The organism is Meiothermus sp. (assembly GCF_026004115.1).
GTDB lineage: Bacteria > Deinococcota > Deinococci > Deinococcales > Thermaceae > Meiothermus.
In genome coordinates, this window is sequence record NZ_BPIM01000001.1 from 2,435,596 (window position 1) to 2,448,974 (window position 13,379).

12 protein-coding genes are annotated in these 13,379 nt (G+C 60.1%); 7 read left to right on the forward strand and 5 right to left on the reverse strand.

All coding sequences use genetic code 11. The features are described 5' to 3' along the window. Nucleotides 1-35: 35 nt before the first annotated feature. From Q0X23_RS11820 to Q0X23_RS11840, 5 genes are all read left to right on the forward strand, one after another. Nucleotides 36-4,532, forward strand: a complete 4,497-nt coding sequence (locus Q0X23_RS11820; RefSeq protein WP_297860471.1) for a glutamate synthase-related protein — start codon at nt 36-38, stop codon at nt 4,530-4,532. A gap of 245 nt (nt 4,533-4,777) precedes the next feature. After that, on the forward strand, nt 4,778-5,335 hold the full coding sequence (locus Q0X23_RS11825) for a protoglobin domain-containing protein (protein WP_297860472.1): 558 nt from the start codon (nt 4,778-4,780) through the stop codon (nt 5,333-5,335). A 143-nt stretch (nt 5,336-5,478) separates the two neighbouring features. Then, on the forward strand, nt 5,479-6,030 hold the full coding sequence (locus Q0X23_RS11830; protein ID WP_297860473.1) for a protoglobin domain-containing protein: 552 nt from the start codon (nt 5,479-5,481) through the stop codon (nt 6,028-6,030). Nucleotides 6,031-6,082: 52 nt separating this feature from the next. Beyond that, nucleotides 6,083-6,862: an HAD family hydrolase gene (locus Q0X23_RS11835; RefSeq protein ID WP_297860474.1), complete on the forward strand. Its 780-nt coding sequence runs from the start codon at nt 6,083-6,085 to the stop codon at nt 6,860-6,862. A gap of 123 nt (nt 6,863-6,985) precedes the next feature. Then, on the forward strand, nt 6,986-7,225 hold the full coding sequence (locus Q0X23_RS11840) for a cytoplasmic protein (RefSeq protein ID WP_297860475.1): 240 nt from the start codon (nt 6,986-6,988) through the stop codon (nt 7,223-7,225). A 36-nt stretch (nt 7,226-7,261) separates the two neighbouring features. On the opposite strand, the gene ruvA is transcribed toward Q0X23_RS11840, so the two are convergent. Genes ruvA through Q0X23_RS11860 form a run of 4 tightly spaced genes read right to left on the reverse strand, consistent with a single transcriptional unit; the run spans nt 7,262 to nt 9,773 of the window. Continuing rightward, nucleotides 7,262-7,843 carry a Holliday junction branch migration protein RuvA gene (ruvA, locus tag Q0X23_RS11845; protein WP_297860476.1) on the reverse strand — a complete coding sequence of 194 codons (582 nt, stop codon included), beginning with the start codon at nt 7,841-7,843 and terminating at the stop codon, nt 7,262-7,264. A gap of 9 nt (nt 7,844-7,852) precedes the next feature. After that, nucleotides 7,853-8,623 carry an enoyl-CoA hydratase-related protein gene (locus Q0X23_RS11850; protein ID WP_297860477.1) on the reverse strand — a complete coding sequence of 257 codons (771 nt, stop codon included), beginning with the start codon at nt 8,621-8,623 and terminating at the stop codon, nt 7,853-7,855. A 31-nt stretch (nt 8,624-8,654) separates the two neighbouring features. Next, entirely contained in the window at nt 8,655-9,425 is a 771-nt protein-coding gene (locus tag Q0X23_RS11855) for an enoyl-CoA hydratase-related protein (protein WP_297860478.1), read from the reverse strand. A 15-nt stretch (nt 9,426-9,440) separates the two neighbouring features. Further along, nucleotides 9,441-9,773: a cupin domain-containing protein gene (locus Q0X23_RS11860; protein ID WP_297860479.1), complete on the reverse strand. Its 333-nt coding sequence runs from the start codon at nt 9,771-9,773 to the stop codon at nt 9,441-9,443. 126 nt (nt 9,774-9,899) lie between these two features. On the opposite strand from Q0X23_RS11860, the gene Q0X23_RS11865 reads away from it, so the two are divergent. Both Q0X23_RS11865 and Q0X23_RS11870 read left to right on the forward strand, forming a co-directional pair. Beyond that, a complete protein-coding gene (locus Q0X23_RS11865; protein ID WP_119342432.1) occupies nt 9,900-11,126 on the forward strand; it encodes an aspartate kinase in 1,227 nt (408 codons plus the stop codon). Between the two features lie 65 nt (nt 11,127-11,191). Next, the gene (locus Q0X23_RS11870; RefSeq protein WP_119342433.1) at nt 11,192-11,707 is read left to right on the forward strand and encodes a phosphoribosyltransferase; all 516 of its coding nucleotides are present in this window, start codon (nt 11,192-11,194) and stop codon (nt 11,705-11,707) included. Nucleotides 11,708-12,203: 496 nt separating this feature from the next. On the opposite strand, the gene Q0X23_RS11875 is transcribed toward Q0X23_RS11870, so the two are convergent. Further along, nucleotides 12,204-13,193 (reverse strand): malate dehydrogenase, encoded by a 990-nt coding sequence (locus Q0X23_RS11875; RefSeq protein WP_119340372.1) that lies wholly within the window; start codon nt 13,191-13,193, stop codon nt 12,204-12,206. Nucleotides 13,194-13,379: the final 186 nt, after the last annotated feature.

The following is a 13,379-nucleotide window of genomic DNA, read 5'->3' on the forward strand; positions in this document are numbered from 1 at the left end:
CACATCCGTTTGGCTCAGTTCTGGAGGTCTGGTAGATGAAATTTAGTGAGGCATATCCTGGTATACCAAATGGACGCGATGCTTGTGGCATCATTGCAATCGCCGAAAAGAGCGCACGCCCAAGCCATGCCAACGTGCAGCGTACCATCGAAAGCCTCTACAAGATGGCCCACCGGGCCGGTTTGATTCGGGGGGAAGGCGATGGCACCGGTATCCAGACCGATCTCCCGCGCGAACTTTGGGCGGGCTACCTGTACGAAGCAGGGCTCGATAGCAACCTGGCCCAGAACCCCCGTTTTTTCGTGGGCCACCTGTTCATACCCAAGAGCGAAAGCGCCCGGGTTCAGGAGCTATTCGATTTGTTCCGGGTGGAGGGCTCGAAACGGGGCATCAAGCTGCTTCTGGAGCGCAAAGGGGAGACCAACAGCAGTGTGCTAGGGCCGGTAGGCAAGCGCACCGAGCCACTCTTTTATCAGGTGGCCGGGCTTTCTACCGACGGCGACGGCCCCTTATGGGAACTGGGGTTGCTCCTGGAGCAGCGCTTTCCTGTGCATGTGGTCTCGCTCTCCACGGCCACCGTCGTTTACAAGGTGCGAGGCTCCGCCGAGATTCTGGGGCGCTACTTCCCGGAGCTCTCGCGGGCGGAGTACAAATCCACCATCACCCTGGGCCACAACCGCTACTCCACCAACACCATGTCAACCTTCGAGGCGGTACAGCCCTTTGGCTTGCTGGGTCACAACGGTGAAATCAACACCATCGAGCGCCTGCGCCGCGAAGGGCGGTTTCTGGGCATCCCGCTCACCGGGGGCTCCGACTCGCAAGACCTGAACCGGATTCTGGAGGGGCTACTCTATCGATTTGGCCTTTCCTTGCCCGAGGCCATGGATGTGGCTTTTCCACCCATTCTGGGCGAAATTAAGAACTACTCCCCTGCGTTGCAAGACCTGTACATGAACCTGCGCCAGCGCTTTGGGCCCCTGGCCCAGGGCCCGGCGGCCCTGGTCACGCGCCATCGCGAGGAGGCTGTTTTTGGTACCGATGCCATGGGGCTGCGTCCCTTGTGGTTTGTCGAGACCGACTCGGAGTATGTCTTCAGCTCGGAGCGGGGGGTTTTTACGGTAGAGGAGTTTGTTGCCGAGCCGCGTCCCTTTGCCCCAGGGGAAAAGATGTACCTGCGCCTGACGCCCGACGGAACACGGCTCTTCCCCTTTGACCGCCATCAGCGCCAGGTATTGGAGCGCATCCTGACCAAAACCCATAGCCTCGAGGGCTACAGAGCCCATCTGGCCGGGCCCCGCTATGGCTCGGTTCCTCCCATGGCCGGGGGTAGCGAGGCCCAGGTCGAAGATAGGCCTGCGCCGCCTTCGTTGAACCTCGAGCGGGCTTATGGCTGGGATCGCTGGGATGCAGGCTACCTCGAGGCCCTGGCTGAAAACGGCAACGAGCCCATTGGCTCGCTCGGCTACGATGGCCCTATTGCCGCTTTGAACCCCGAAAAACCCAACCTTTCGGAGTTCTTCAAGGAGACCGTAGCGGTCGTAACCAACCCCGCCATTGACCGCGAGCGCGAAATTGAACATTTCTCCACCCGCAGCATCCTGGGGCGTCGGCCTTTGCCCGATGGGCGGGGGGCAGGTCATGTTGAAGAGCTGGTCGTACCTGTGCTGCTGGAAGAGACCGCTCCCACGCTAGGCGCCATCGCGCAAGGCCAGGGAACCCTGACCTATGAAGAGGCCCTGCGCCGTTTCAAACATGCAGTATTGCCCATGCAGTTCTCGGTAGAAGAAGGCATTGCTGCAGGGCTCAAGCGACTTCAGGAAAGCGCGGTTGAAGCCGCCCGCAACGGGGCCGAACTCCTGGTGCTCTCCGACCGGGGTGCTTTCGAGGGGGGAATCTGGCTCGACGTGTATCTGGCTTTGGCAGTAGTTGGCAAATCGCTGGAAGAGGCGCGGAATGAAGAAGGCATCTCGCTGCGCCGCTGTACCTCGCTTCTGGTCCACTCGGGTGGGGTACGAAACCTGCACGATGTGGCGGTCTGCCTGGGCCTGGGGGCCGATGCAGTTGCGCCCTGGCTGATGCAGCACAAGGCCCAGGCCGCCAAGGGCACGCTGGGCGTGCAGAACCTGCTCGAGGGCCTCAAGAAGGGCCTGGAGAAGGTCATCTCCACCATGGGCATCCACGAGGTGCGTGGCTATGGGCGCATCTTCAGCGCCATCGGTCTCAAGCCCGAACTATCCGAGCTGTTTGGCATTCGCAACTTCCTGGGTTCCGAAAAGGCAGGCTATGGGTTGTTAGAGCTCGAGCGCACCCTCCTGGAGCGCCTCAACTTGCTCAACGCCGAAAAAGTCCTGCCGGCCAAAGACTTCCGCTTCAACCCCCGCATCTTCAAGGCGGCCATGGAAGTCTCTTCGGGCGAATCGCCCTACGAGCACTTTCAGGAGAAGGTGCGCGGGCTCGAGCACGAATCACCGGTAGCTGCCCGGCAGCTACTCGGTATTGAGTTTGCCAGCAAATCCGAAGTCAACCCCGAAGAAGTAGACCTCAGTGTGGGCGGTCACTCGCTACCCTTCGTTATCACCGCCATGAGCTTCGGTTCTCAAGGGGAGGCCAGCTTCCGGGCCTACATCGAGGCTGCCAAAAAGCTCAACATGGTGTGTATCAACGGCGAGGGCGGCGAAATCCCCGATATGCTGGGCAAGTACACCCACTGGCGTGGCCAGCAGGTGGCATCGGGTCGCTTTGGCGCCCATGCCTATATGCTCAACTCGGCGGGTTTCATTGAGATTAAGATCGGTCAGGGGGCTAAACCTGGAGAGGGCGGTCACCTCCCGGGCAAAAAGGTCACGGCCAAGGTAGCGGCGGCCCGCAACGCCGTGCCAGGGGTAGACCTTATTTCGCCTTCCAACAACCACGACCTCTACTCCATAGAAGACCTAGCCCAATTGATAGAAGAGCTCAAAACCATCAATCCCAAGGCCAAGGTCTCGGTCAAGGTGCCGGTTATTCCTGGCATCGGCACCATTGCGGTGGGTATCGCTAAGGCTGGGGCCGATGTGATTGCGCTCTCGGGCTTTGAGGGAGGTACGGGGGCGGCCCGCTGGCATGCGCTCAAATACGCCGGCCTTCCGGTGGAAATTGGGGTGCGCCGCGCTCACCGGGCACTGGTGCGAGCCGGGATGCGCGACAAGGTGGAGCTCTGGGCCGATGGCGGCCTCAAAACCGCTTACGACACCCTGCGGATGGTGTTGCTGGGGGCCGACCGTGTGGGCATGGCCACCATGGCCATGGTGGCGATTGGCTGCACTATTTGCCGCCAGTGCCAGATGGACACCTGCCATGTGGGGATTGCCACCCAGATCGAGACCCTGGAGCAGGCCCAGGCCCACGGTCTGAAGCGTTTTGTGCCCCAGGAACAGACTCGAGCGGTAGATCAACTGGTACATTTCTTTGCTGCCAAGGGCAAAGAGTTGCGGCGTCTGGTGGCGGCTTTAGGTGCAGCAAGCTTGCGTGACCTGGTGGGCCGCAGCGATCTGCTTACACAGGAAGGACATCGCGAAGAAATTGACCTGAGCTACTTCTTCGAACCTGTTTCGGCTCCAGAGTGGCTGGGCGAACGCTCGGCCCACGTGCTGCGAAAGCCTTTGAATCAACTTACGCGCTCGATTACCGAGGTAGTCACCGATGCCTATGCCGAGGGAGGGCGCGAACTGCTCTTTCAGGAAGGGCCAGTCGGCTCCACTGACCGTGCCCTAGGGACCCACCTGGCCGGCGAGATTGCCCGCCGCCGTTTGTACGGCAAAGGGTGGGATGCCAGGGTTGAGCTGCGCTTTGATGCGGGGAGTGTGGCCGGGAATGGCATCGCTGCATTCAACGTAGAGGGGCTGGACATCGTGGTGGAAGGTGGGGCCCAGGACGGCATCGCCAAGAACGCCTATGGCGGCAAGGTAGCCATCCTCAAGGGGCGCAACCCTTTTGGCCAGTACGTAGATGGCTCGGTAGGCAAGTCTTTCGCGTACGGCGCAATTGGCGGCTTGCTTATTGTGGAGGGGCAGGCCGACAGCCGGTTCTGTATTCGCCTTTCAGGGGCCGATGTGGTGCTGGCGGGTGAGCCTGACCGGCCTGTGCAGGACGAACTGGGCAACATTGCAGCCCGTGCCCAGGCCAAAGGTTTTGCCTTTGAGTACATGACCCGTGGGCGGGCCGTGGTGCTGGGCGACCCTGGCCCCTGGATCTGCTCCGGCATGACCGGCGGGCGGGTTTACCTGCGCTTCTGGCCCGAGATGGGTCTCAACGAAGAGGCCATGCACCGACGGCTGGCAAAAGGCGCAAAGGTGGCCATTCAGAAGCTCGATGAGCGCGGGATTGCCGATGTGCGTGAACTGATGAGTGCGTACCTCAACGCCCTGCGCGATGTCGAGCGTGAAGACAAGGCCGAGCGTTTGATGAAGCTGCTGGCCGACCCTGCGGCCCATTTCCGCATGGTGGTGCCTACCAACCAGCAGGTGGTGCAGGAAGTCAGTACCGAGTAAGCCGCCGCATTGAGAGGGGTAGCTTTCATGCTGCCCCTTTTTTTGTTGAGGGTGGAGTGATTGCGTCTGGTGGTACCCTGAACAGAACGATGGTCGCCGGGATGGATAGCCATGTCTGTGAAGAGTGCGATCAATATAGCTCATCGGTTTGCTGGAATGTATACAAGACTCATTTTGTATCCCGATTCAGTCTTTTCGTGCAGGTCTAAATTGGGTAGTTTCATGTCAAGGTACAATTGTCCCAAATGGAAGCCAAGGTTTTGCTGGCTAAGCTGATAGATCGCACCGGGCTGCTCGAGCACCACGTGCATACGCTACGCAGGCTCGAGCCCTTGATGAGCCCCATGGCCTCAGAAATCGCCCTGGCTTTTTACGACTACCTGGGGCGCGATGAGGAGATGCGGGCTATTTTGTGGGATGTCCCTGGGCGGGTTGAGCGCCTGTACCAGAGTTTTGCTGACTGGTACAGGGGCCTATTCTGTGGAAACTATGATGCCGAATACGCAGAGAAGCGTGCCCGGATTGGCCTGGTACATGCGGCTATTGGCGTCAAGCCCAGCTTTATCATGCCGGCTTTTGGCATTGTGCAAGAGCTTTCGCTCGAGCACCTGCGCAACACCCTGCGTTCACCCGAAATCTTTAGCGCAGTGGAAGCCTTTGAGAAGATCATGGCCATCGAGGCGGCCCTGATGCAGGATAGCTACATGCAGGCCATGGAGTACGGCTACCGCCTGGGGGTAGCTGCCGACCAGGAGAAAGCCCTGGTGGCGGGGGCCAGGGCCATGCTGGGAAAAACCAACTGAACAGGTGAGAAAGGGTCAAGCCCCGAAGGTCATGGGCTGTATAAACGCGCTGTTTCTCATTCGATAACTGCTCACCATAGCCCGCTTTCGGCAACTGCCTGTTGGCTATGAGCTAAAGGTATCCCTGAAGTAGAATTCCAGCGATGAAGGCCGAAGAGCTGCTGCGAACCCTGGTGCGCCGCACAGGGCTGACCGAGCAGCACGTACAAACCCTGCGGAGCCTCGAGCCCATTGCTGGTCCCCTGGCTCCCGAGGTGGCCCTGGCCTTTTATGATTATCTGGGACGCGACCCCGAGATGCACGAAATCCTGTGGGGTGTACCAGGCCGGGTCGAACGGCTATATCGCTCGTTTGCAGTCTGGTATCGGGAGCTTTTTTCAGGTCAGTTCGACGATGGGTATGCTCGCCGCCGGATTCAGATCGGGTTGGTGCATGCGCGGGTTGGTGTGCGTCCGGGGCACTTCATTCCCGCTGTGGGCATCGTGCAGGAGCTGACCCTCGAGCACCTGCGCAATGCCCTGCGGGGGGCTGATATTTTGGCAGCCATCACGGCCTTTGAAAAAATCATGGCCATTGAAATCGCCCTCATGCAAGAAAGCTATTTCAGCGCTCTTTGGGAAGGTCTCAAGCTGACCCAAAACGAGCAGGAGGCGCTGCGCGAAGGGGCGCGGGTGCTGCTCGAGCAAGCGCACTGAAAAAACTTTCCGGCAGGGTGCAGGAATTGCTTAGTTACCTTACTATTGGGGCGTGATTCAGGCCATTTTGTTCGACTTAGACGAGACCCTCATCCTCGACCACCCCGTCTCCCTGCACGCCTTGCGGAGCTGTGCTTTTTATGCCGCCTCCTGGTACAGCCTGGATATTCCGCACCTTGTTCAGACGGCAGAAACCATGGCGGTGCGCCTGTGGAAGTCGTCTCCAGTTTTTGAATATACCCAGCGTATTGGCCATAGTGCGGGGGAAGGGCTATGGGCGCGCTATGAGGTGCAAACCCACCCCGCATTGAAAACCCTGCACGACTGGGTACAAGATTTTCGTGTAGCTGTCTGGCGCGAGTCGTTAGAAGCACAGAATATTCACGACGATGCACTGTGCGAGGTGCTGGCTCACCGTTACCTTTCCGAGCGGCGCTTGTACCCACGCTATCCCGAGATTGACCCACTGCTGCAGGCCCTTTCGGGCTACAAACTGGGCATCGTGACCAATGGGGTGCCCGATTTGCAGCGCGAGAAACTCGAGGGCTTCGGGCTGCTCGGCCGTTTTCAGGCGGTAGCGGTCTCGGGTGAGCTCGATATTGGTAAGCCCCAGCGCGGCATTTTCGACCATATCTGCACGGAACTGGGCGTGGAGCCTTCAGCCTGCGTGATGGTCGGCGACAACCCCGAGCGGGACATTGCAGGTGCGGCCAATGCTGGCATGAAATCGGTCTGGGTGGAGCGCGGCTTCAAGCCCAAAGACCCCCAGCACCCCGCCGACCTCGAGGTCTCGAACCTGCTCGAAATGCTGCCCTGGCTGGAGGCGCAATGATACCGGATGCAAAAAGACAGTTCAAAAAACCAAAAACCCATAGGTTGTCTTTTTGAATCCTAGAGCACTCCCTTCGGTTGGGTTAGTTCGGCGCCGAAGGGTGACGAACTAACCCAATCTGGTATGGCATATCCAGAAGCCCATCGGCATTCCGCCCGCCACCGCGCGGAGGTTTTGCAGAGCGAGCTGTGTGGCTGCTTCTACTGCCTGCGTATTTTTACCCCCAGCGAAATCGAAGAATGGGTGGATGAAGGCCAGACTGCGCTATGCCCCTATTGCGGCATGGATGCTGTGCTGGGCTCGGCTTCGGGTGTACATCTGAGCGAAGATTTCCTGAGCCAGATGCGGGAGCGCTATTTCTAATAACCCTGACATCCCACCAATATGCTCGACAGACGCTTAGCGCAGTGCCTTCAAGGCCAGTTTAATGAGTTCCTGCGTACCTGCTTCGGGGTTTTTCTGGGCAATTTCGGCTACCAAGCTCCGCACCTGGCTCTCGCGGAAACCCAGTGTGATCAGGGCCAGCTCGGCCTCCTCGGTATGGGCGGTGCGAACGATGGCTCCTCCTTCGCCCATCAGGTGGGCGGGTACCTTGCCGCGCAGCTCGAGGGCAATCCGCTCGGCCAGCTTCTTGCCGACCCCTTGGGCTGCCGTTAAGAGGCGCAGGTCGCCCTCGGCTAGGGCGCGGGCCAGCAGGGCCGGGGTTTGCGAGGAGAGCAGGTTGAGGGCCACTTTAGGCCCTACCCCCGAGACCGAGAGCAGTAGTTCAAATAGCTCCAGGCTGCGTTCGTCGCTAAATCCAAAGAGCGAAAGGTCGTCCTCCCGTACCACCAGTTTGGTGTGCAGGATGGATTCCTGCCCTTCGTTGAGCTGGGCCAGCGTCGAGGCGGGACAACTGGCCTCCAAACCCACACCCCCTACCAGCAATACAGCGCTACTCTGGCTCTTTTTGAGTACCATTCCTTTGAGGTAGCGAATCACGCGGACAGTCTACCTTCCCCGGAAGCGGGCGGGACGTTTTTGGTAGAAAGCCTGCACACCCTCCTGGTGGTCTTCTGTGCGGCCCGCTACCTCTTGCAGTAAAGCCTCGTACTCGAGCATCTCCGACAGGGTGGCGCTGGCGCTGCGCCGCAGGGCCCGCTTGATCAGGCCGTAGGTTTTGCTGGGCCCCTGGGCCAGCTCGGCGGCCAGTTTGGCTACCTCGGCGGGGAAAGCCTCGGTGGGTACCACTCGGTTGACCAGGCCCAGGCTCAGGGCCTCTTCGGCCCCCAGGCGGGGCGAGAGGGCCTCGAGTTCAAAAGCCTTGGCATAGCCCACCATGCGCGGCAGGTGGTAGTTCATGCCGGCGTCGGGGATTAGCCCAATCTTGCTAAAACCGGTGGTCAGGATGGCATCGGCTGCCGCTACCCGCAGGTCGCAAGCCAGGGCCAGCGAGAGCCCGGCCCCCGCCGCCGCACCATGAATGGCGGCCATCACCGGCTTTTCCAGGCTGGCCATGCCCTCCACCACCGACTGGTAGTTGCGCAGGTGGGCCTTGTAGGAAATGCGCTGGCCCTCGAATTCGCGTAAGTCCTGGCCCGAGCAAAAGCCGCGCCCTGCGCCCCGCAGCACCACCACGCGCACCTCGGGCGCGGGGGCTTCTTTGGCAAGCACCTGGCCCAGCTCCTTTAGCATCTCTGTGGTCAGGGCGTTGATGGCCTCGGGCCGGTTCAGGGTGAGGGTCAGGATGCCCTCCTGGAACTCCTTGAGTAAGACGCTCATGCTGCCTCCACAATGAATCTTGATGGGCCGGTTATTTACCTTTCCATACCGGCCTGCGCTTCTGCACAAAAGCTGTGGTGCCCTCGTGTTTGTCCTCGCTGCCGAAAGCAATCAGGAAGTTGCTGCGTTCGAGGCCCAGTCCGTTTTCCAGGCTCATGTCCTGTGCCCGGTTCACCGCATCCTTGGCCAGTCGGGCCGCCAGGGGGGCCCGCTCTGCAATGGCCTGGGCCAGCTCGAGGGTCTCTTCCAGGTACAGCTCCACCGGTACTACTTTGTTTACCAGACCATGTTGCAAGGCTTCCCAGGCCGAGAGCACCCTTCCGGCCAGAATCACTTCCATGGCCAGGTACTTGCCTACCTGGCGGGTGAGGCGCTGAGTACCCCCGCCACCCGGAATGATGCCCAGGTTGATCTCGGGCTGGGCAAACCGGGCGGTGTCGGAGGCCACAATCAGGTCGCAGAGCATGGCCAGTTCGCAGCCCCCGCCGTAGGCAAACCCCGAAACGGCTGCAATCAGGGGTTTGCGAACCTTGCGCAGGGTCTCGTACTGGTCTGCCCGGAGCCCCTGCATCAGCTCGGCCAGGCTGGTTTGCTGAAACTCGGCGATGTCGGCCCCGGCGGCAAAGGCCCGTTCGTTGCCGGTGATAACCATAGCGCCGATGGCCTCGTCCTGCTCGAAGGCCCCAACGGCCTGGGCCAGTTCGCGGAGGGTGGCGGTATTGAGGGCGTTGAGTTGCCTGGGTCGGTTGAGCTTCACCAAGCCTACGCGCCCGTGGGTTTCGACCAGAATGTTCTCGTACATAAGGCACCTGTGGTTTTACTTGAGCCGCTCTGCCGGAAACCGCTCGTTCTCCCAGACGTCGATAAAGGCGGTACCTGCGGCCAGCCTGGCGCTGTGGGGCACGCCACCGGGAATATGATAATAATCGCCTTTGCGAAAGACCTTTCGCTCGCCGCCCATCACGAACTCCACCTCACCCTCCAGCACCACGCCCCACTGGCCGTCGTGGGCGTGCTCGGGGACAAAGGTTTCCTCCTGCACCTGGGCAAATCCCACCTGCCCCTTGTGCCCCGAGAGCACCGCCATGTCCATGCCGGGCCAGATTTCTACCTGCTTGAAGGCTTTGAACCACTCTGGAAAGACGCTCATATTTTCGACCTCTGTATGTAGCTTATCGCCTGGGCCAAGCTCCCTACAACCGCCCGGTTTTGCTTTGGGCATCGGCTATCTGCTATTGGCTATCGGGTGCAGGCATGTTAGCATTCTGAGCTAGTTATGGCGCTGATTGTCCAGAAATACGGTGGAACAAGCGTGGGCGACCTCGAGCGCATCCATAAGGTTGCCCAGCGCATCCACCATTACCTCGAGAAAGGCCACCAGATTGCGGTGGTGGTCTCGGCCATGGGCCGCATGACCGACGAGCTGATTGCCCTGGCCAAGCGGGTCAATAAACGCCCTCCCCAACGTGAACTCGATATGCTCACTACCATTGGCGAGCAGCAGTCGGTGGCGTTGCTCTCGATGCAACTCAACGCCATGGGCATACCCGCAAGGGGGTTTACCCAGCACCAGATCGGCATCACCACCGATGGGCGCTTTGGCGATGCCCGCATTTTGCGGGTCGAGCCCACCCTGATCCAGCAAGCCCTGGGCAGGGGAGAAGTGGCGGTGGTGGCAGGCTTCATGGGCACCACCCCCGAGGGCGAGCTCACCACCTTAGGGCGGGGGGGCTCCGACACCACCGCGGTGGCGCTGGCGGCGGCCTTAGGGGCTCACGAGTGCGAAATCTTCACCGATACCGAAGGGGTTTATACCACCGACCCCCACGCCATTCCGGAGGCCCAGAAGCTCAACAAAATTGGCTACGACCAGATGCTGGAAATGGCCGCCCTGGGGGCGCGGGTGCTGCACCCACGGTCGGTTTACTATGGCAAACGCTACGGAGTAAAAATCCATGTGCGCAGCAGCTTTTCCTATAACCCTGGCACCATTGTTACGGAGGATGGCATGGAACTCGATCGCCCAGTGACGGGGGTGGCCCTCGACGACGAAATTGCCCAGATTGGCCTGGTAGGGATTCCCGACCGGCCCGGCATTGCGGCCCAAGTTTTTGAAGCGTTGGCCCGCAAAGGTGTGGCCGTGGACATGATTATCCAGGGGGTTCCCGGTCACGAGGCCAGCCGTACCCAGATGGCCTTTACCGTCAACCAGGACTTTGCCGACGAGGCTATGGAGGCCCTCGAGCCCGTTCTGGCCGAAATTGGCGGAGAAGCTCAGTTGCGCCGTGATGTATGCAAAATTTCCATTGTGGGGGTAGCCCTGGCCTCCACCCCCGGCATTCCGGCCCGCATGTTCCAGGCACTTTCTAGTGTGGGGGCCAACATCGACATGATCGCTACCAGTGAGGTACGGATATCCGCCATTATTCCCTTGCAATCTGCCGAGGCCGCCTTAAGGGCCGTGCACAGCGCTTTTGAGCTGGATAAGCCCATCGCGAGCTAGACCGGACAGCGTGCCCCCCGAGTCCTCCAGACCCCCAAGAGCGCAAGATCGAGGCAAGGAGCCCTATGAGCGAATCCCAAGGCTATTCGGGCAAACAGTACCTGAGTTGGCAGGACATCACCAACCTGGTTTCCAGGCTGCTGGGCCAGGTCAACCCCAACGACTTCGACTGCATTCTGGCTGTTACCCGGGGCGGCATGATTCCGGCCTGTTTGGTCTCCGAGGCCACCGACCAGCGCAACATCCTGACTGCGGCGGTGATGTTTTATACCGACGTGGGCGAGACCATCAAAGACCCCGTTTTTCTGCAGTTTCCCTCCGATAGCCTGCTCTACGGCAAGCGCATTCTGATTGTGGACGATGTTTGGGACTCGGGCAAAACCGCCGTAGCGGTGCGGGAGCGCATCAAGATGGCAGGCGGTCAGCCGCAGGTGGCGGTGCTGCACTACAAGCCCAGCAAAAGCCAGTTCCCCGGCGACGCCCCCGACTACTACGCTGCCGAGACCGACGCCTGGATTGTGTACCCCTGGGATCCGGCCCAGGGCTGGACAACCTTAGGCCAGGGGGCCGGTCAAGCCTGATTGCCAGGGCACAGTTTCTACAACTTATACCAGATTCGGTTAGTTCGTCACCAAAGGGTGACGAACTAACCCGACCGAAGTTATCCGCGTAGCGGAGGGCGATACCGCCCCTTGGAAGTTATCCGCGTAGCGGAGGGCGATACCGCCCCTTGGAAGGGAGACGCTTTCTTCGCCGACCGACAGTGAAGGGCCATCGGCCCCCGGCTAGCGCCGGTACTCAAGGGAGGGGTGTGCTCTAGGATTCAAAAAGACAGCCTCTGGTGTTTTTGGTTTTGTAAACTGTCTTTTTGAATCCGGTATTATCGCGCCCTTCACAGATGTTGCCGCCCGCGAAAACGAGAATGCGTCTGCGCCCAGACGCATGTTACGCACCCAAGCGTGGGCCGGGCCCGGCCCACGCTTGGGTTTCGAGTTTCCGGGCGGCAACTGTTTTGTCTGGGGCAGAAGATTCTTGATTCTCGGGAGGCTCATTCTATGTGAAGAGCGCTCTAAAGCCCTATTTAATCAGCCCGAGCTGTAACACCGCATCCCGCTCTTCGGCCAGTTCCCTGGCGGTGGCGTCCATCTTGCTGCGGCTAAATTCGTTGATGTCCAGCCCTTGAACAATCTCAAAGTCACCGTTCCTGCAGACGCAGGGGTAGCTGTACACCAGCCCCTCGGGGATACCATACGAGCCGTCGGAGGGGATGGCCATGCTCACCCAGTCGCCTTGCGGGGTACCCAGGGCCCAGTCGCGCATGTGATCAATGGCCGCACTGGCTGCCGACGCCGCCGAGGAAGCGCCACGGGCTTCGATAATCTCCGCCCCACGCTTGGCTACCTTGGGAATGTAGACATTGGCGTACCAGTCGTGATCGCCCACCAGCTCATAGGCGCTTTTGCCCCCTACTTCGCAGTGGTACAGGTCGGGGTACTGCGTGACCGAGTGGTTGCCCCAGATGGTCATTTTTTTGATTTCGCTGACCGGCACCTTGAGTCGGGCCGCCAGTTGGGAGATGGCCCGGTTGTGGTCGAGGCGGGTCATGGCGTGAATCTGGCGGGGGGAGAGGTTGGGAGCGTTTTTGTAGGTAATCAGGGCGTTGGTGTTGGCGGGGTTGCCTACTACCAGCACCTTGACATGCTTGCGGGCGTTGTCGGAGAGGGCGCGGCCCTGGGCGGTGAAGATGGCCCCATTGGCCTGGAGCAAGTCGGCCCGCTCCATACCCTGCTTGCGCGGCATGGCCCCGACCAGCAGGGCATAGTCGGCATCCCCAAAGGCCACGTTGGGGTCGTCGGTGGGTACGACCCCAGCCAGGGTGGGGAAGGCGCAATCTTCCAACTCCATAATCACCCCATTGAGGGCTTTGAGGGCTGGGGTAATTTCTAGAAGTTGCAAGATAACCGGCTGGTCTTTGCCCAGCATTTCACCGGAAGCAATACGGAACAGCAAACTATAGCCAATCTGACCGGCAGCACCGGTCACCGCCACACGCACAGGGGATTTCATCCTAGAAACTCCTTTCGTTGGGCTTCTGCCCATTTCTACCGTTCACGATAATAACGCGCTGAAAGCCGAATGTCGAAGGACAAAGGTCGGGGGTAGTTACACCAATGCGCTGTGGGTAGTTCCATCGAGGGGCGGCAATTTCTAAAAGGCTCGCCGTCTGGGTGTATGAGCAGGAAGCCGCATGGT